Origin of the sequence: Nocardioides marinquilinus (assembly GCF_039543705.1) — a bacterium.
Classification (GTDB): Bacteria; Actinomycetota; Actinomycetes; order Propionibacteriales; family Nocardioidaceae; genus Nocardioides; species Nocardioides marinquilinus.
On the sequence record NZ_BAABKG010000001.1, the window covers coordinates 960,441 to 979,310 of the forward strand.

Consider the following 18,870-nt stretch of genomic DNA (forward strand, 5'->3'; position numbering starts at 1 on the left):
GCAGGCCCAGGAGCAGCCGATAGATTTCACTTAGCAATCCCAATACGATGAGTATCGGCAATGCCGCTCAAGCGTGTTCTTGATGCGGCACTAGCGCCTAGTCGCCGCGTATACGGCGATAGAACACATCGCTGGCGCGAACGGCGAATTCAGCTGCGACCGGACTGTCGGGCCAGTCTCGCCAATGCACGGACTTCAACAGGCTAGAGGTTCGGTCCTTCATGGCGTTGAGGACACGTTCATCCGTAGAAAGGTCGCCGAAGGTCCATGCGCCTTGAGGGGGGATGGCTCTGCCATATTCGACCGCGACTATTTCCATCACATCGGAGATGCGTTCCGTTGGCAGCGCTGCGATGTTCATGGACGCCAAGTCGCTTGCGGATGGCACTGTCTTCCGTGTAAGCAGCATTGAAGACACCATGGCGACGTGAAACTGCCAGTCCTCGACGCTGGTGCCTTTGACGCGTCGGTCGTTCACAAGTGCAGATTGTGTCTTGCGGAGTAGCCAAATCACATTGAGGTAGGCCGAGAGTGGAACCTGATCATTGAATGCTTTGTCGTAGAGTGCGTCGTCGTTAAGCAGTCCTGCGCCCCCGGACCGACATAGATCGGGTCGTTGTAGGAGGCAACTCACAACAGCCTGTCCTGCGAAGGCCATCGAGACCACGCGCTTGTCATCGTAACCGCGCGTTCGCGAGTAATTTCGTTTGCGGTCGTAGTAGTATCCGCGCGCGGCTAGAAACTCTTCAATATCGCGTTGAAACGGCTCCGTCGCACGCAACGCGCTAAGTGGCAACTCATTCTGTGAGTTCGTCGCCTTGACTATCTTGTCTCGAAGGCGCGACTCTTCGGCTCTAACGATGCGGACCAGGAGCAGTCGAGCATCTTTCTCAATGTCCCGTTCCGCAAAATGCTTGAATATTTCTGTGCTTGTCTGTAATCCGTTCACAATCTGGGGAGAAGTCAACGTTAGGCGCTTGCCGGTAGTGGCGACGTCCTCAGCGACGATCGTCACTCCGTTGTTCAACCACCAGAAGTCATATGGACTGTCAGTCTCATGCAGAGTTGCATGGATATCGCTATTGACATCGGTTTCGCCCTCATGCTCTCGAACATTCGCTTCGAATAGTGCGGCGTCAAGTCGGCCAGTAACTGGATCTTTGATGAACTCAAAATAGTCGCGTAGGCGAATCAATCCAACATATCCGTCACCGGTCTCGCTCGCAAGGGGGCCCTCGGCGACAGGTATTACTCTTTCGAGCCGCGTCGGCCTGCGAGCTAGATCGATCAACGCGCGGCCACCGACAAAATCGAAAGCGATCTCAGCATCGCGGAAACCTTTGGCGACGGCGGAAGTTGCAATCTCTGCCTTCGCTCGCACTCCTTGAGATGGTTCAGCTCCCCGGCTGACGTACTGCATTAAAATGCGCAACCTCGGCCGCTTGGCCGCAAGGTCAGAGTAAACGTCGAGGAATCGCCTTGTCTCCTGAAGGAGCGCTGGGTTGCAGATTTCGCTGAGCCTCGCTTCGGAACGGTCTAGGTTGAGGAGTTCCGGTACGTGCATCGCAAGTTTCTCGACAGGCGATTCGCTGAACGTTGGCGAGGTCTTGCATTGGATAATGAGTAGGTCGAGGTCTGGGTTTCTCGGGACGGAAATTTTGCGGAACTCATCCGTCACCAGCATGCCATTCACGAACGTGTAGATCGCATCGATCCCACAGTCCTGTGGGCCGTCTACGATGCCGTACTGCAGGTACTCAGGGCCCGGCAGTTGAAAGTCTTGGGTGAGAAGCTCGCTGACAAAGACATTGAAAAACTCATCCTCCGACATGTCCGGGGACTGCGCCTTATGTCTAGTTGAGCGCCGCTGGTCGAGCAGGAACAGGTCGTTAGTGGTCATGGATACCTTGGCCGAGGGAGATAGAGGTTGAGCTTGGTGAGACGGAGGCTAGTCGAAGGTTGGACTGCAGTCCGTCGTTTTGGTTCGCTTCCACGCCGGTAAGTGCAATGGCAGGGTCGACGAAGGCACGAGGTCCACACCACTCGCATCCGCCATCCCTTAGTCCAGCACTTAGGGCGGTGCGGAGCGAAGACGTCGATCGATGAGATGCGTGCGATCGCCCTACATGAGGTGTGGCGGGACCGGGCGCGGCCAGCGAAGATAGCCTGTGGGCCACGGCGCGACTCGTGGCGCATCCCGGGACACGCGGAAGCGGACCCGTCTCTGGCTGTTGAGAGCTTTCTGCTGATTTGGTATAGCTTGAAAGCGCGGGCCCGGTCTCGCTGCCCTACGCTCTTCCGATGCCTGTAGTCACCCGCCTTCTTGAAGCGGTATGCAGGGCTTGATCCGTCCTTGCCGAACTCTCCTTGCCTGCGCCGGCCCACGTTTGAGGTTCTGGGCTCAGCCCCGCGGCGAGTGCACGTGCTCGGCGGCGATGGTGACGACCACGCGCTCGCCCGAGCCGCCGAAGCCGGGGTAGGGGCGGCCGATGTACCGCTGCGAGACGGCGTCGATGTGGGCGTCGGCGCCGTCGGTGGTGGTGGCGACGACACGGCCGCGCACGGCCCAGTAGCGCGACGGGTCGGCCGGGTCGGCGACGGCGACGGCCACGCGGGGGTCGCGGGCGATGTTGCGGGTCTTCTGGTGGGTGCTGACGGTGTTGATGACCACGTGCTCGCCGTCGGTGTCGACCCACGTCTCGGTGATCTGCGGCGAGCCGTCGGGCATCAGGGTCGTCACGAAGCACAGCGCGGTGCCGCGCATCGCCTCGATCAGGTCGGGGGGCAGGGCGGTCACGGGGTCTCCACGAGGTCTCGGGCGGCGGCCGGCACGGGCGCGCCGGTGACGAGCGCGAGCCGCATCCGGCTCTCGTCCTCGCTGCCGGGGGCGGTGGTCATCACCACGATCTTCAGGTCGGCGTCGCCGTCGGTGAGGGTGTCGCAGTCGACGCTGATCGGGCCGACGGCGGGGTGGTGGATCACCTTGCGGTCCTCGCGGTGGGCGCTCACCGTGCCCGCGGCCCACAGCTCGGCGAAGCGGGCGTTGCCGGCCAGCCGGCTGCGCACCAGCGCCGCCAGGCGCGGGTCGTCGGGGAAGCGGCCGGTCGCGCGGCGCAGGTCGGAGGCCACCGCGGCCTCGGTGTGGGCCTGGTCCTGCACGACCACCGGCCACTGCGCGACGGCGGCGCCGTCGTCCGGCACCGGGAAGACGCACATCGCGAAGTTGCGCACCGCGAGCGGGACGACGGCGGGGTCGCCGAGCAGGGCGGCCCAGCCGCGGTTCCACCACAGCAGCCGCCAGTCGGCGGCGAAGACCGCCACCGCGGCGTCGTCGAGCCGCGAGAGCAGCCGCAGCACGCTGGGGGAGAGGTGCTCGGAGACGAGGCCGCTGCTCGGCGGGGCGAGCGAGGCCAGCCGGAACAGGTGGTCGCGCTCGTCGACGCTCAGCTGCAGCGCCCGCGCGAGCGCGGTGACGACCTGGGCGGACGGCGTCGACGCCCGCCCCTGCTCGAGCCGCACGACGTAGTCGACCGAGACGCCGGCCAGCTCGGCCAGCTCCTCCCGCCGCAGGCCGGTGGTGCGGCGTCCGTGACGGGCGGGCAGCCCCGCGGCGGCCGGCGGCAGCCGGTCGCGCCAGGCCCGGATGGTGGAGCCCAGGTCGGTCGTCACCCCTCGATCATGACCCCCGCCCGGGCGCCGCGCACCGGGCCTGGGTGGTACCGCTGCTCCCACCGTCACGCCGTCCCTGGTGGGGCGTGCCCAGCGCGCCCACGCTCGGAGGCATGACCATCACCTTCATCACCGGCGCCAACAAGGGCCTCGGCCTCGAGACCGCCCGCCGCCTCGCCGCGCTCGGCCACACCGTCGTCCTCGGCGCCCGCGACCCCGAGCGGGGCCGGGCGGCCGCCGCGAGCCTCGGCAGCCCCCACGTCCGGTTCGTCCCCATCGACGTCACGGACGACGCCTCCGTGCGTGCCGCCGCCGCGGACGTCGAGGCGCACGAGGGCCACGTCGACGTGCTCGTCAACAACGCCGGCGTCATCGGCACCGCCGCCGACCCGGCCGAGCTGACCGGCGCCGACGTGCACGACGTGCTCGACGTCAACGTCGCCGGCACGGTGCGCACCACCACCGCGTTCCTGCCGCTGCTGCGCCGCTCGGACGACCCCGTCATCGTCAACGTCAGCAGCGGCATGGGCTCGCTCGAGCACACCCACGACCCGTCGCGGCCCGAGTCGCACGTCGTCGCACCGCTCTACACGGCTTCCAAGGCCGCGCTGACCATGCTCACCACGCAGTACGCGAAGGCGTTCCCCGACGTGCGCGTCAACGCCGCCGACCCCGGCTACACCGCCACCGACCTCAACGGCCACAGCGGACCGCAGACCGTCACCGAGGGCACCGACGCCGTCGTCGCGCTGGCGACCGAGGGTCCCGGCCACGGCTCCGGTCGGTTCGTCGACCGCCACGGCGAGACCACCTGGGGCTGAGGCCCGCGCAGGGTCAGTAGCCCTCGAGCGCGACCGTCGGCCGCACCTCGACCACGTACCCCTCCGGAAGCAGCCGGACGACGTCCAGCGCGGTCTCGAGGTCGGGCAGGTCGACGAGGTAGACGCCGGTGACCTGCTCGGCCGTCTCGGCGTACGGGCCCTCGGTGACGACCCGCCCGTCGGGCCCGCCCCGCACCGTGCGCGCCGTCGACGTCGCGTCGAGCGCGGCCCCGGCCACGAGCGTGCCGCGCTCCTCGACGGCGGCGTCGAAGGCGCGGTGCTGGGCGAAGACCTGCTCCTGCTCCTCGGGCGTGGCGGTGAGCCAGGCGTCGGGGTCGGACTCGGCGAGCGTGATCAGGAACTTCATCGGGTCTCCTCGGTCGGGTGTGCGCAGGGTGCGACGACACGATGACGCGTCAGGCCGGTGCGGATCGACACCGGCGCGCGGCCGGTTCAGTCCGCCGCGCGGCGGGCGGCCCGCTCGCGCTCGACCATGACGCCCAGCTGGAAGCGGCTACGGGCGCGGTAGCGGTCCTGCAGGCCGGCGATGCGGCGGCGCAGGGTGCGCTCGCTGACGTCGAGACGGCGGGCGATGGCGACGTCGTTCGCGCCGGTGGCGAGCAGCCGCAGCAGCGTGGGGTCGGCCAGGGCGGCCGGCTGCGAGGCCACCGCGTCGGCCCCGCCCGCCTCGCCCAGCACCTCGGTCAGCGGGAAGGCCTGCTCGAACATGAGGTCGAAGAGCTGGACGAGCGGGCCGACCAGCTCGGGGTGGGTCACCACGGCCGCCTGCGGGCGGGACAGCTCGGGGTCGACCGCGATCGGCAGCAGGGCGCGCCGGCGGTCGCTGATCACCAGCTTGGTCGACACCTGGTGCGCCAGCCGCACCTGCTGCCCCTCCTCGACCGAGCGCACCAGGTCGCGCAGGTGGTCGGGCACGTCGACGGCCGAGAAGTCGACCAGGGTGCGGATGACGACGCCGCGGGCCGCCGCCGCGGTCTCCTCGTCGTGCAGCACCGGGTCGGGGCTGCTGACGTAGGGCGGGGAGTCGACCAGCAGCAGCGACTCGTGGGTCTGGCCCAGCATCGCCCGCAGCCGCGCGATGATCTGCGGCCCGCCGCTGACCACCTCGACCAGGCCGTCGGACGCCGTCTCGGCCCGCCCGGCGTCGTAGAGCCGGTCGAGCAGCGGCGTCAGCCGCTCGGCCTCGTCGAGCACGCGCCGGCGGCGACCGGCGAGCGCGGCGAGCGCCGCCGAGGGCGGGTGGACGACGACGTGACCGGCTCGCACCAGCACCAGGCCGAGCTCGTCGAGCCGCGCGAGCGACGCCTCGACCTCCGGCGCGGCCCGGCCGAGCGCGGCGGCGTGCGCATCGGTGCCGGCGCCGGGCTCGTCGAGCAGACGGCGGTAGAGCCCGACGTCCAGCTCGTCGAGGCCCAGCGCGCGCCACACCGCGTCGTCCGACACGCCGCCGAGCCTAGGCGGCGGTCGCGAGCGGCCCGTCCACCCCGTTCGCGGCCGGATCGGGCGATGGCCGGATGAGGCGGTACAGGGGGCTCGGTGGCGACTTATGTTCCGCCCGTCCACCAGCGACACACCCCTCTGGAGTCCCGTGATGACCCTCTTCGCCCGTGCGCCCCGGCGCCGCGCGGCAGCGGCGGCCGCCACCGCGGCCCTGGCGCTCGCCCTGGTCGCGCCGGCTGCCCTGGCCGCCCCGACCGCGGCGCCGTCCGGTGCCGCGCACGCCGACGACGCTGACCGGCCCGGCGCACCCGCGTTCGGCTCGGGCACGACGCTGCCGCGGCCCGCCCGCTGGCTCGGCGGCCCGAGCCGCGCCGCCCTCGTGCCGCAGCCGGCCAGCGTGCCCGGCGCCCTCCCGGTCGCGCCCGACGTCGCCCCGACCGCCGAGCCGGGCGCGGAGCCCGAGCCGCTCGGCCCCTACGAGCTGCGGCTGACGCCGGAGAGCGAGCAGATCGCCGACTACTGGTACTGGGCGATGGGCCTCGCGGTCACCGTCGAGGGCCTGCCGGGCTACTACGCGACGACGCTCGTCGACCACGGCCCCGACGGCCGCTCGGTCGTCCTCGGCCAGGGCATCGCCGAGCCCGACGGCACGCTGACCGTGCGCGTCCGGCAGCCCGACTGGGACGCCGCCCTCGGCGTCCACACCATCGAGGCCACCAACTTCCAGGGCTACTCCGGCTCGACGACCGTCGAGGTCGTGCGCTGGGACGGCTGGGCCGAGACCGGCACCGCCTCCCCGAGCCGGGTCGACCGCGAGCGGCTGCAGTACGAGCCGGTGGTGAGCCGGGGCACCGGTTTCGAGCCCGGCGAGCCGATCGACGCCGTGCTGTTCGACCCCGACGAGAACGCGCTGCCCCTCTACGGCGCGCGGCCGCTCGTCGCGCGGGCCGACGGGTCGTTCGTCTACGCGCTCAAGGCGTCGTCCGGCGGCCTGACCCCCGGTGAGTACCGCGTCCTGATGTTCGGACGCCGCACGGGGCACGCCGTCGACGCCGACTTCTTCCTGACCGTCGACGGCCGCGACCGCCGCGTCGGCACCGTCACCTTCGACACCCCCCGCACCACGGTCTCCGACCTGCGCGGCCAGTCGGGCACCGCCGACGCCGGCGTCGTCTACAGCATCACCGGCGTCAGGCCCTTCGCGCTGCTCGACATCTTCCTGCGCGACGCCAAGGGCATCGACAACTACCTGGGCCGCGGCCGTGCCGACGGCGAGGGTCGCTTCCGCACCTCGGTGGCCGGCGCCGGCGCCATCGCCGGCCGCTACCAGCTGCGCGTGTTCAACACCCGCACCCAGGACTTCACCCGCGGCAACCTCACCGTCACCGAGGACGACGGCACGATGCCGCCGCAGCCGACCCTCACCCTGAGTCGCCCCCGCCTCAGCCGGCTCGATCTGATGGACCCCGACCGGGGCGTGCGCATCGTCGGCACCGGCTACATCCCGGGCCAGGTCGTCGAGCTCTACGTCAAGGACGGCTACCGCCGCCCGATGAGCACCCGACCGATCACCACCCTCGTCCGCCACGCGGACGCCGACGGCACCGTCCGCTTCCACCTCGTCGCCGACCGGCGTCCGGCCACCGGCACGTGGGGCGTCGAGGTCGAGGGCTGGCTGTGGAACAGCGTCGTCCAGCGATCGACCCTGGAGGTCACCCGATGAGCCCGAAGCCCACCCGCCGCGTCCTGGCCGCGGCGACCGCGACCGCCGTGGTCGCCGGCCTGGCCGCCGCTGTCGCCGGCCCCGCCGTCCCCGCCGGGGCCGACGAGGCCGACACGCCCGCCACCCCCGCCCCGGTGCGGGTCGGCGAGCGGCTCGACCCGAGCCTGCTGCCCGGCTCGGCGCCGAGCGCCTTCTTCGTGCGGTTCCGCGGCAGCGGCGCGCTCGCCCTCGACCGGGCCGCGGGCGCGGCCGGCCGGGGCGCGCGCATCGCCCCCGCCGCCCGGGCGCGCGTCGCCGAGGTGCGCGGGGCCACCCGCTCCGCGGTCGGCGTCGCCCGGCGTGCCGACGCCGACGCCGCCGTGCTCTACGAGACCAGCTGGACCGTGCCCGGCGTGGCGCTCCTCGCCGACGGCGACGCGGCCGCCGCGCTCGCCGCGCGGTCCGACGTCGCGAGCGTCACCCCGATCGTCGCCAAGCAGCTCGTCGAGCCCGTCGCCCGTGGCGAGCGCCTCGACGAGCCGGGTCAGGCCGGGCCGCAGAACGCGCCCAGCAACGAGCTGACCGGCGCGAGCGAGACCTGGCGCGCGACCGGCAACACCGGCGAGGGCCAGGTCATCGCGGTCATCGACACCGGCGTCGACTACACCCACGCCGACTTCGGCGGCTCGGGCATCGGCCGCGACTGGTACGTCGCCGGCCGCAACCTCGAGATGGTCGAGGGCACCTACGACCCCGACGTCGTCCTGCCCGGCTACGACTTCGCCGGCCTCGAGTACAACGGCGCCAGCGTCGCCGTGCCGACCCCCGACGCCAACCCGATCGACGGCCCCGGCGGCGGCCACGGCACCCACGTTGCCGGCACGGCGGCCGGCCGCGGCGTCACGGCCGACGGCGCCACCTTCACCGGCGACTACGCGACCCTCACCGCCGGGCAGGCCCGGGAGATGAACGTGGCCCCCGGCTCCGCGCCCGGCGCGAAGATCGTGCCGCTCAAGGTCTTCGGCGACTTCGGCGGCACCACCGGCCTGGCCGGCGCCGCCCTGGAGTGGGTGGGCCGCTCGGTCGCCGAGGGCAACCGCATCGACGTGGTCAACATGTCGCTGGGCTCGTCGTTCTCGCCGGTCGACGACCCCGAGAACGACATGGTCGACGCGCTCGTGGACGCCGGCGTGGTGCCGGTGATCTCGGCCGGCAACTCCGGCGACGTCACCGACGTCGCGGGCAGCCCCGGCAACTCGCCCGCCGGCCTCGCGGTGGCGGCGTCCGCCAGCGGGTTCGCCCGCTACGACACCGTGCAGGTGCTGGCGCCGTCCGAGCTCTCCGGCGAGGGCCCCTTCCTCGCGCAGTACTCCCAGGAGCAGCCGCCGGGCATCGACATCGCCGGCCCGGTGGTCGCGCTGACCGAGCCCGACAACCTCGACGGCTGCGACCCGATCTCCGCCGAGGACGTCGCCCGCATCGACGGCCGCATCCTGTGGCTCGAGTGGGACCTCCCGACCCTGCGCTGCGGCTCGGCCCAGCGGTTCGACAACGCCGACGAGGCGGGCGCCGCGGGCGTCGTCCTCGGCAGCACGAGCGTGCGGTTCGAGGGCGGCATCGCCGGCAACGGGATGATCCCCGGCGTCGAGCTCGACCGCGCCACGACCGAGAAGCTGCGCCCGGCGCTGGAGTCCGATCGGCTCGCGGTGCGCATGGCCGACGACCTGCGCGAGCTCGTCGAGCAGGACGACGCCGCCCTGGCCGACACCCTCGCCTCGTTCACCTCCCGCGGCGTGCACGGCTCGATCTCCGACGTCGTCAAGCCCGACGTCTCGGCGCCCGGCGTCAACGTCGTCTCGGCCAGCGTGGGCACCGGCACCGGCGAGGAGATGATGAGCGGCACCTCGATGGCCGCGCCGCACACCGCCGGCGTCGTCGCCCTGGCCCGCACGGCCCACCCCGACTGGACGGCGCACCGCATCAAGGCCCTGGTCATGAACACCGCCGCCCACGAGGTGACGGCGCCCGACGGCCACGCCTACTCCAACCTGATGCAGGGCACCGGACGCATCGACGCCCTCGCGGCCACCGAGTCGGAGGTCACCGTCGAGTCGGTGCAGAACCCCGACCTGGTCACGGCGTCGTTCGGCGTGGTCGAGGTCGCCCGCGACGGCGTCTCCGAGCAGCGCACCCTGCGGCTGACCAACACCGGCTCCGACGCGCAGACCTTCGCCGTCGGCTGGCGCGAGCGGGTCGCCACGCCCGGCGCGCAGGTGCGGGTGAGCCCCGGCTCGGTCACCGTGCCGGCCGGCGGCACCGCCGAGGTCACCGTGACCCTCGCCGTCCCCGACCGTGAGGCGCTGCGCCGCACGCTCGACCCCGGCCAGGACGCCGACCGCCTGCGCTCGCACGTGCCGAACACCTCGGGCGTGGTCACCTTCACGCCCGCCGAGGACGCCGCGACCCCGCCGCTGCAGGTCGCCGTGTTCGCCGCGCCCAAGCCGGTCAGCGACCTGACGGTGACGGGTCCGGTGCGCTTCGAGCGCGGCCGCACCCGCACGCCGCTGCCCCTCGCCGGCCGCTACCTCGAGCAGGGCGCGGGCGTCGCGGCCTGGCGCTCGCGGGTCACCCCGCTCGTCGCCGGGACGACGAGCCCGCGGCTGCCGCGGGCGGCCGGCGCGGCCGACTCGCTCGCCGGGCTCGACGTGCTCGAGGTGGGTGCCACCACCACCGCCCCGAGCTATCGCGACCGCTCGCGGGGCACGCTCGCGGTCGGCGCCCGGATGGCCGGCCCGATCGTCTCCATGGGCGTCGCGTCGTACCCGGTCGTCAACTACGACCTCGACGACGACGGGATCGCGGACTTCCAGTCCTACGCGGTCTACGACCGCGCGAGCAACGTCGCCGTGGCCGCCACCGTCGACGTCGGCACCCAGCTGGTGGTCGACCAGAAGCCGCTCAACGGGCTCGGCGAGGGCAACCTCGGGCAGTGGGACAACGACACCGTCGTGCTGCCGGTCTCGCTCGTCTCCCTCGGCTTCACCCGCGACACCACGGCGACGTCGATCCGCTACTGGGTGACGACCGAGTCGCAGTACGCACCGGTCGACGCCGACGGCAACCCCCAGGTGGTCGACCGCACCCGCCCGGTCGCCTTCGACGTCTACCAGCCGCCGGTGTGGTTCACCCGCGGCGCGCAGCCCTCGGGCCAGACGGCGTTCACCGTGCGGCGCGGCGGCTCGCCGGTCGTGGTCAACCGCGCGCCGTCGTCGAAGGCCGCCTCGGGCCGGCTGATGGTGATCGCCCACGACGACGCCACCGGACGCCGCACCAGCGGCGCCGGCTGGCGCGCCCCCGCCCCGCGGGGTCGCTGAGCCGGTCCGGCTCCCCGGCGGGGTGGGTCGTCCCCACCCACCCCGTCGGGCGCGGCTTGGAACGTCGTGAAATCACGAGGGAGCGCGACGAATTTGGGTGCCTGACGCCGCATCCGGCTCGGTCCGAACAAGCGCGGTCACGGGCCGACGCCCGACCCGTGCCGCGTTCAGCGCCCGGTCGGTGGCCGGCGGGTGGGTCCGAGGGGTCGGCCACCACACGGTGGCCTACGTCCGCGGGACCAGGGTTGGTGGGTCGCGGTGGACGAGGGTGTGGTGGCGGGGGCAGAGCAGTCGCCCATCGCGCACGCTGGTCCCTCCTCCTCGGTGCCAAGGGTTGTCGTGGTGGACGTGGCAGAGCCAGGCGGGGACGTCGCACCCGGGACCCTGGCAGTGCTTCTGGGTGATGGTCAGGGCGAGCCGTTGCGCGGGGGTGTGGAACCGCCGTTGCCGGCCGACGTCGAGCGGCTTGGACCCCCCGTCGAGGACGACGGGCACGAGCCCGGCCTCACAGGCGAGCCGGCGGACGGCGCCGGCGCTGAGCCGGCCGCCGGTGTCGATGGTGGCCGCAGCGAGCCCGCCCTTGAGGGTGTCGAGGGTCATGGTGACCACGACGGTCGCGTTGATGCCGCCGGCGTGGGGGAGCTTGTCGGCGGGGTAATGGGCGACGTACTCGCCGAAGGCCTGGCCGAGTCGTTCGGGACTGGGTCGGGTGTGGTCGTAGGCCTGCCCGGTCGCGCGCTGGTGCTTGGGGGCGGCGATCGCGGTGAGTGCCTTGCGGAGCATCCCGCCCTGCAGCGCCGGGAGGGTGAACCGGCCGCGGACGGTGCCGTCGCCGTCGTCCCACATCGAGAAGGACGTCGTCCGGGCTGCGGCCTTCTCCTCACGTTCGAGCAATGCCGCTTCGTGGGCGTCGGCCGCGGCGGGGTCGACGACCTCGAGGACGCGGCGGCCGAGGATCTTCAGCTCACGGGCGTCGTGGTGCTCGGCGAGGCGGACGAGCTCCTTCTCGCAGCGCTGTCGCACCTCGGGCTCATCTGGCAGCGCCTCGACGGCCTCGCAGACCACCGTCGCCTGGTCGGCCAGCACCTGCCCACCGGCCATCGCCTCGCGGGTGGTCTCGTGCCGCCCGAGCGCGCTCGCCAGGGCCACCCGGCGGCGCGCCTCACGGCGCGTCATCCGGGTCGCGTGCGCCAGCCACGCCGCGGCCGACGTCGCCCCGACCTCGCCGAACGCACCAGCCGTCTCGCCCTCAGCAAGCAGCCGCGCCTCGAGCTCGTCGAGAACAGCCCGCGCCCGCGCGATGCCGACCAACGCCTCCCGCGTCTCGGAACTCCGCAGCGACCACGCCGGCGCGTCCGCCACGTTCCCGATCTCGGCCAGAACGCGCACCACCGCCGCCGGGATTGGATGCCCCGGCTCCACGGTGTTCGCGCCCTTTGCCATGCGAATACTCAAGCAGGCACCACTGACAATTCGGCCGTCGAATTCGCGGCCCAGGTTCAACGTGTGGATATCGGCTCGTTGCACCGCGTCCGACGATTCTCCGCTTTCTGAAAGCGCCCTCGACAGACCGCAACGAGATCACCCGACGTCGGCAGTCCGGGCGCTTCGGATCGATTCTGGATCGAGGGCCTGTGGGCGGTCGGGCGGGCAGCCGCCTCAGGAGCGACCCGCCAGTGCCGCGGGTCACCGACGGGGGTGGCACACGCGCAACGTGGTTCCGTCGCCTCCGGGCCAGGTGACTCGGCCTCCCCACAGTGGTGCGCAGGAGTCGAGGGTCAGCGCACGGACCGTGGTGCCGTCGTCCGCGCCGTTGCCGTAGCAGGAGTCGCTGTAGACGATGAGGTCCCCGACCGCAGCAGGGCCGTCGCGGAGCCGGAGCACCAGGACCGAGGTGCCGGTGTAGTCCGGACTGCAGTTACCGGGTCGGTTGGGGCCGCCTCCGGCCGGCGCCTGCTGGAGGGCCGCCAGCACGTCGCTGGCGTCGTCGCCGGTGAGGACGTGCGAGCCGAGCAGTCCCGGCTGCTCCGTCCCGGTCCGCGTGTAGCTGCACACCGAGATCTCCGTCGCCTGCACCGTCGTCACGTCGAACGCGGGCGGACGCACGAACTCCCGCGCCTGAGCAGCAGACGTCGGCTCGCAGCCCGCCGCATCGACCGAGACCCGTCGCACGGAACCGACGATCCGCTCGACGTCGTCCGCGGTCGCCTCGTCCGTGAGGAGCCGCACCGTGACCTCGCCCACCGTGCGGGTGGTCAGCGTCCAGCCGGCGAAGGTCTCCGTCCCGTCGACCCCGCCGGATGACTGCTCGAACCACAGGTGCGGTGCCCATGTCGAGACCGGTTCCTCCGGGAAGCCAGGCGGGTTCGCCGCGTCCGGACAGGCGATCGCAGCGACCATGACCTCCCCCGCATCGAGTGCCACATAGGGCTGGTCCGGTCCCGTGAACTGCGCACCGTCGGCACACCAGTCAGACCGGGGCGGATCGTCGTCGATCCAGGTGTCGGGCACGTCGACCTCCACATCGGCGAAGGAGACCGACCGCATGCCCTCCGGCGCGGGTGTGCCCATCGTGGCGGGCGTCGCACCGGCGCCGGGCCGCGTGCCCTCCTGGCCTGCTCGCACGACTGCGGTCACCGCGGCCGCGACGATGACCGTCGCCGCGACGGCTGCGACGACACCCAGGATCGTCATCCGGCGCCCACCGTGGTGACCGACCACGAGCTGTCGAGGCTCGAGGTCATCGGCGCGACGGGCCTGCGCGTGGCGCATCGCGAGCTCCGCGCGGTCATGATGCTCTGGTCCCTCAGTCATCGGCGTCCTCCACGAGCTGCGTACGGAGCGTGCCCATGGCACGACGGACATGCGAACGAGCAGTGCTCTCGGGGCATCCCGGAACGGCTGCGACCTCGCTGAATGTGAGGTCGTCGTAGTAGCGCAGCACGACCGCGGCGCGCTGCTGCGCCGGCAGCGAAGACAGCAACCTCCACGCGACATCTGCATCGTCGCGCGCCACCGTGGCGTCGGGAACGTGGTCTCGCACGTGCGACTCGGTGTCGGAGACACTGACCAGGCGGTGCTCCTTCCTCCACCGCGTCACCGAGGCGTTCACGATGCTGCGCCTCACGTAGGCCTCGGCTGTGCCCCGGGCCTGCAGCGACCGCCACCGCGGGTAGGCCCGGCTCAGAGCTTCCTGCACCAAGTCGGGCGCGTAGTCGCGATCGCCTGTGAGGAGGAACGCGAACCGCTGGCGCGCGCGCCCGCGTGCCAGCACGAACCCCTCGAAGCCGCGTGCGGCCGCTTCCGCGTCGCCCACCCGCTCCCCCTCCACCACTGCCACACCCACCACTACGCGCCGGGGTAGGAGAATGTTGCACCGCGGCAACAGCCGATGCGCGTGAACCGGCCGGACGCGGTGCACCCATCCATCAGACGCCCCACCACCGCCTGACGGGCCGACGTCCAGCGATTCCGCGAAGGCCCCGCGCATCGGACGGGCCGTCGCGGACTCGTGGACGAACGTGCACGACGCGTCGTCCCGCGTCCCGACCGGCGCTCAGCGTGGCTCGGGCATGCGCCTCGGCCGTCGGGTGGGCACCTTCGTCCACGACCGACGGTGCCGCGTCACCAGCCGACGCCGGCCGTGCCCGAGAGTGCGGCGAGGCACCACCCTCCCACCTGCCGAGCGGCGCCGGCTCGCCCGCCGGGCCCGCCGTCCGGTCGCGACGGCACCCGCATCGACGGTCAGGTCGTTGGCAGGTTGCGGGCGGCACGCTGCCGCCATGGTCACCACGACGCCCGGGCTGCGGGCCAACCCACGCCGGCTGCTGAACAAGGTCCCCGAGGTCACGCTCTGGTTCTGGATCATCAAGATCCTCTGTACGACGGTCGGCGAGAGCTTCGCCGACTACGTCAACGAGACCCTCGGGGTGGGGCTCGTGCCGACGACCGTGCTGTTCTCCGTCGTCCTCGCCGTCGTCCTCACGACGCAGCTGCGACTGGCCCGGTACGTGCCGGCCGTGTACTGGTCGACCGTGGTGGTCGTCAGCGTCACGGGCACCCTCTACACCGACATCCTCACCGACCAGGTCGGGGTGCCGCTGTGGGTGAGCACCACGGTCTTCACGCTGCTGCTGGTCGGCGTCTTCGGTGTCTGGTTCGCGAGGGAGCGCACCCTCTCCATCCACAGCATCGTCACGACGCCGCGCGAGGCGTTCTACTGGCTCGCGGTCCTGGTGACCTTCGCACTCGGCACCGCCACCGGCGACTGGACGCTCGAGCTGACCGGCTGGGGTCCGGGCACGTCGGTCCTGCTGCCCCTGAGCCTGATCGCCGTCGTCGTCGTCCTGTGGCGCTACGGCGCCAACCCCGTCCTGAGCTTCTGGCTCGCCTACGTCCTCACGCGCCCGCTCGGGGCGAACATCGGCGACTGGCTCGCCACTCCGAGCAGCGAGAAGGGTCTCGGCCTGGGCACCTTCGGCACCAGCCTCGTCTTCCTCGCCGCCATCCTGGTCACGGTGGTCTACCTGTCGGTCTCCAAGGTCGACGTCATCGAGGGTGCGGAGCCGGCGACCACGGACGCCGCGCGGCACCCCGCGCCGACCCGTCCGCCCTCGACCGAGAAGCAGCGGGCGCGCGAGCGCGTCGGTCTCGCCGCCTTCGTCGTGGTCGGGCTCGCCACGTTCGGGCTGCTCGCCTACGCCAACAGCCAGCCCCACACGAGCTCGTTGGACGAGGAGGAGGGTGGCGCCGCGGCGAGCTGCTCCGGCGGCGGCGACCTCACCGCGACGGCAGCAGCCCAGCGGGCCGCGACGTCGTTCCCGGCCGACGACGTCAGCGCCTTCCGACAGATCGCCGACGCCACCCGCTCCCTGGTGCAGCAGGGCGACCAGGCCGGCGCGGCCTCGCGCATCACCGACCTCGAGACCGCCTGGGACGACGCCGAGCCGCGTCTGAGCAACGCCGACTGCGGGGCCTGGACCTACCTCGACCACGAGATCGACGCCTCGCTCAGCGCGGTCCGTGCGTCCTCACCCGACCAGCAGAGCGAGACCCAGGCGCTCGACGCCCTGATCACCACCCTCGGCTGAGGCCGGACGGCTGCCGAGATGGCTCCCGTCCCGCGGCCGGCGGGGCACCTCGTCACGGCGGTGACCGGGCTCGCCGTCGCCTTCGTCGTCCTGGCCGTCGCGGTGGGGGCGGGCTGGACGCACGGGCTCGACGGCGCCGGTCGACCGATGGCGTCGTGGGCCGCCGGCCACGGCCTGCACCCCTTCCTGCGCGACGTCGAGGTCGGCTTCGCCCTGCCGGCCATGACCGTCTGCACGCTCGTGGTCGCACTGGCCCTGGTCGTGGTCCGCGAGGTCCGCGCCGCGGTCCAGGTGGCGGTCGCGGTCCCCGTGACCAGCCTCGTCACCGGCGTGTTGAAGACGCTCGTCGCCCGGCCCCGGCCGCCGTGGCAGTGGACGGGGCACGAGCTGCACAGCGCGGCGTTCCCGTCCGGTCATGCCTCGTCGGCCGCGGCGCTCGGCGTCTCGATCGTCCTGGTGGTCGTCGCGCTCGCGGACGGCGGCCGGGTCACCCGGCGTGCCGCCTCGGTCGCCGCGGCCCACGTCGCGGTGCTCGTCCTCCTCGTGGGCGCCGACCGGGTCCTCCTCGGTCGTCACTACCCGAGCGACGTCCTGGGCGGGGTCCTGCTCGGCTCGGGCGTGGCGCTGGGCGTGGCCCTGGTGCTCGCGGGCCCGCCGGGTCTCACGTGGCGGCGGGAAGCTCGATCATCACCCTCGTCGACATCGGACCGTCGGTGACCCGGACGTCGCCGCCCAGGCTCCGAGCCACCCGACGCGACAGCGCGAGACCCAGCCCGGACCCGCCCCCGCCGCTGACCCCCGGCTCGAAGACGCGCTCGCGGTCGTCGTCGGCGATGCCGGGGCCGTCGTCGTCGACGAGCACGGCGACGAAGCCCTCCCGGGTGGCCGAGGTCGAGACCACGACGTGCCCGGCGAGCCGCCCGGCGTTCTCGAGCACCGGCGCGACCGCGCGGACCACCAGCGCCTGCGGCATCCGGACCCGGTGCGAGCCCGGCACCTCGTTCTCGACCACGACCCCGGTCTGCGCCGCGGCCTCCTCGACGGCGTCCCGGAGCACGCAGGCTCCGGCGAGGGCCTGGGCGGCCTCGGTGCGCGCCAGCTCGAGCAGCCCGTCGATCGTGGCGCCCATCCGGTGCACCGAGAGCACGATCTCGTCGACGCACTCCCGGGCCACCGGCCGCAGGTCGTCGTGCATCGCGAGCAGCTCGGCGTTGGCCTGCACGGCGGCCAGCGGCGTGCGCAGCTCGTGCGCCAGCTCGGAGGTCAGCCGCTGCTCGGACCTGATCGCGCTCGCCACCCGCTCCAGCAGCCGGTCGAGGGTGCGGCCGAGACCCACGATCTCGTTGCCACCCGGCCCGAGCCCGAAGCGGTGCCCGAGGTCCTGCTCGCTCCACTCCTCGGCCGCGCGGGCCATCTCCGCCACCGGCGCCAGCGCGCGCCTGCTCACCCACTGCGCCAGCCCCGCAGCCGCCACGACCATCAGCAGACCGGCGCCGATGCACACGTAGAGGGCCTGCCGCTCGGCGCGCTCGTACGGCGCGAGCCGCTCGGTCACTACGACGACGCCGGCCGCGCCGTCCGGGGTGGTGAACGGCTCGGCCAGCACCCGGCCCTCGTCGGGCCCCGGACGATCGACCAGGCGGCGGCGGTCGGTGGTCGAGAGCTGCTCGTAGACGGCCCGTTCCGACGTCGGGACGCTCCCCGCCGCCAGCGACCCGCGGCGGTCGTAGACGGCCACCCCGGCGTCCAGCCGCGCGTCGGGCACCACCAGTCGTCCTCCGGAGTCCGCCGTGGCGGCGCTGACGACCGCCTCGGCCCGGTCCTCGAGCACGGTGTCGAGACTGCGGAGCGTCGACCGTGCCAGCACCACCTGCACGACCACGGTCAGCACGAGGACGCCCAGGGTCGTCACCGCGACCGTGGAGGCCACGAGCTGCGTGCGGAAGGAGCGCGAGGGCAGGGAGGGTCGCACGGGTCGCGGCTACCGCTCGCTCGTGCCGGCGTGCCCGGCGTGCCCGGCGTGCCCGGCGTGCCCGGCGTCCCCGGCGTCGCCGGTGCGGCGCAGCCGGAAGCCCACGCCGCGCACCGTCTCGACGACGGCGGGCGCCTCGGCCTGGGCGAGCTTGGCTCGGACCCGACGCATGAGCGAGTCGACGGTGTTCTCGCTGACGACCGCGCCGTCGGGCCAGGCGGCGGCCACGACGGCGCGACGTCTCACCACCTCACCGGGCCGGGCGGCGACCGCGGCCAGCATCCGGAACTCGGTCGGGGAGAGGTCCACCTCGTGCGTGCTCGTGCGCACCGAGTGACGGGTGGGGTCGAGCAGGAACCCGGGGCGGTCGTCCGCCGCCGTCTGCTGCCGCCCGCGTCGTCCCAGCACCGCGACCCGGGCCAGCAGCTCCTTGATCTCGAACGGCTTGGCGACGTAGTCGTCGCCCCCCGAGCTGAAGCCGGCCAGCCGGTCGTGGACGGCGTCGAGCGCGGTGAGGAAGAGCACCGGGGCCTCCTGGCCGGCGCTCTTGAGCGCCTGGCACACGTCGCGCCCGTCGGCGTCGGGCAGGCCGATGTCCATCACGATGACGTCGATCGCCGCCCCGGGGCCGAGCAGCCGCAGGGCCTCGCCGCCCGTGTGGGCGACCACCGCGTCGTGCCCGGCGAGCTGCAGCGCGCGGCGCAGCACCCGGCGCAGCGCCGGATCGTCCTCGCAGACGCCCACGGTCAGGTTCATCGCGCTCCGTCACCCGTGCTGATCG

General features: G+C 72.5%; 15 protein-coding genes. 5 read left to right on the forward strand and 10 right to left on the reverse strand.

The window, feature by feature from the left end; all coding sequences use genetic code 11:
- Positions 1-97 precede the first annotated feature (97 nt).
- From ABEA04_RS04650 to ABEA04_RS04660, 3 genes are all read right to left on the reverse strand, one after another.
- The gene (locus ABEA04_RS04650) at positions 98-1,900 is read right to left on the reverse strand and encodes an AIPR family protein (protein ID WP_345455010.1); all 1,803 of its coding nucleotides are present in this window, start codon (positions 1,898-1,900) and stop codon (positions 98-100) included.
- Positions 1,901-2,401: 501 nt separating this feature from the next.
- A complete protein-coding gene (locus tag ABEA04_RS04655) occupies positions 2,402-2,797 on the reverse strand; it encodes a PPOX class F420-dependent oxidoreductase (RefSeq protein ID WP_345455012.1) in 396 nt (131 codons plus the stop codon).
- Positions 2,794-3,669 (reverse strand): helix-turn-helix domain-containing protein, encoded by an 876-nt coding sequence (locus ABEA04_RS04660; RefSeq protein ID WP_345455014.1) that lies wholly within the window; start codon positions 3,667-3,669, stop codon positions 2,794-2,796. The genes ABEA04_RS04655 and ABEA04_RS04660 overlap by 4 nt, the downstream gene beginning before the upstream one ends.
- Positions 3,670-3,782: 113 nt before the next feature.
- Here ABEA04_RS04660 and ABEA04_RS04665 point away from each other — a divergent pair, with 113 nt between their 5' ends.
- The gene (locus tag ABEA04_RS04665) at positions 3,783-4,490 is read left to right on the forward strand and encodes an SDR family NAD(P)-dependent oxidoreductase (RefSeq protein WP_345455016.1); all 708 of its coding nucleotides are present in this window, start codon (positions 3,783-3,785) and stop codon (positions 4,488-4,490) included.
- A 13-nt stretch (positions 4,491-4,503) separates the two neighbouring features.
- Here the strand turns inward: ABEA04_RS04665 and ABEA04_RS04670 are convergent, their stop codons facing one another.
- The gene (locus ABEA04_RS04670; RefSeq protein WP_345455018.1) at positions 4,504-4,857 is read right to left on the reverse strand and encodes a YciI family protein; all 354 of its coding nucleotides are present in this window, start codon (positions 4,855-4,857) and stop codon (positions 4,504-4,506) included.
- An 86-nt stretch (positions 4,858-4,943) separates the two neighbouring features.
- Complete coding sequence (locus ABEA04_RS04675) at positions 4,944-5,954, reverse strand: hypothetical protein (RefSeq protein WP_345455020.1); 1,011 nt, start codon at positions 5,952-5,954, stop codon at positions 4,944-4,946.
- Between the two features lie 148 nt (positions 5,955-6,102).
- Here ABEA04_RS04675 and ABEA04_RS04680 point away from each other — a divergent pair, with 148 nt between their 5' ends.
- Together ABEA04_RS04680 and ABEA04_RS04685 are read left to right on the forward strand one after the other, a co-directional pair.
- Entirely contained in the window at positions 6,103-7,674 is a 1,572-nt protein-coding gene (locus tag ABEA04_RS04680) for a hypothetical protein (RefSeq protein WP_345455022.1), read from the forward strand.
- Complete coding sequence (locus ABEA04_RS04685; RefSeq protein ID WP_345455024.1) at positions 7,671-11,027, forward strand: S8 family peptidase; 3,357 nt, start codon at positions 7,671-7,673, stop codon at positions 11,025-11,027. The genes ABEA04_RS04680 and ABEA04_RS04685 overlap by 4 nt, the downstream gene beginning before the upstream one ends.
- A 225-nt stretch (positions 11,028-11,252) precedes the next feature.
- Here ABEA04_RS04685 and ABEA04_RS04690 read toward each other — a convergent pair whose 3' ends face one another.
- The 3 genes from ABEA04_RS04690 to ABEA04_RS04700 all read right to left on the reverse strand — a co-directional run bounded on the left by ABEA04_RS04690 (position 11,253) and on the right by ABEA04_RS04700 (position 14,343).
- Positions 11,253-12,470 carry an HNH endonuclease signature motif containing protein gene (locus ABEA04_RS04690; protein WP_345455026.1) on the reverse strand — a complete coding sequence of 406 codons (1,218 nt, stop codon included), beginning with the start codon at positions 12,468-12,470 and terminating at the stop codon, positions 11,253-11,255.
- A 243-nt stretch (positions 12,471-12,713) separates the two neighbouring features.
- Positions 12,714-13,799: a hypothetical protein gene (locus ABEA04_RS04695; protein WP_345455028.1), complete on the reverse strand. Its 1,086-nt coding sequence runs from the start codon at positions 13,797-13,799 to the stop codon at positions 12,714-12,716.
- Between the two features lie 34 nt (positions 13,800-13,833).
- Positions 13,834-14,343 carry a sigma-70 family RNA polymerase sigma factor gene (locus ABEA04_RS04700; protein ID WP_345455030.1) on the reverse strand — a complete coding sequence of 170 codons (510 nt, stop codon included), beginning with the start codon at positions 14,341-14,343 and terminating at the stop codon, positions 13,834-13,836.
- 466 nt (positions 14,344-14,809) lie between these two features.
- Between ABEA04_RS04700 and ABEA04_RS04705 the strand changes: the two genes are divergently transcribed.
- Together ABEA04_RS04705 and ABEA04_RS04710 are read left to right on the forward strand one after the other, a co-directional pair.
- The gene (locus tag ABEA04_RS04705) at positions 14,810-16,117 is read left to right on the forward strand and encodes a COG4705 family protein (protein ID WP_345455032.1); all 1,308 of its coding nucleotides are present in this window, start codon (positions 14,810-14,812) and stop codon (positions 16,115-16,117) included.
- An 18-nt stretch (positions 16,118-16,135) separates the two neighbouring features.
- Complete coding sequence (locus tag ABEA04_RS04710) at positions 16,136-16,834, forward strand: phosphatase PAP2 family protein (protein ID WP_345455034.1); 699 nt, start codon at positions 16,136-16,138, stop codon at positions 16,832-16,834.
- Here ABEA04_RS04710 and ABEA04_RS04715 read toward each other — a convergent pair.
- Positions 16,779-18,089, reverse strand: a complete 1,311-nt coding sequence (locus ABEA04_RS04715; RefSeq protein ID WP_345455036.1) for a sensor histidine kinase — start codon at positions 18,087-18,089, stop codon at positions 16,779-16,781. The genes ABEA04_RS04710 and ABEA04_RS04715 overlap by 56 nt on opposite strands.
- Before the next feature lie 9 nt (positions 18,090-18,098).
- On the reverse strand, positions 18,099-18,845 hold the full coding sequence (locus ABEA04_RS04720) for a response regulator transcription factor (RefSeq protein ID WP_345455038.1): 747 nt from the start codon (positions 18,843-18,845) through the stop codon (positions 18,099-18,101).
- Positions 18,846-18,870 lie beyond the last annotated feature (25 nt).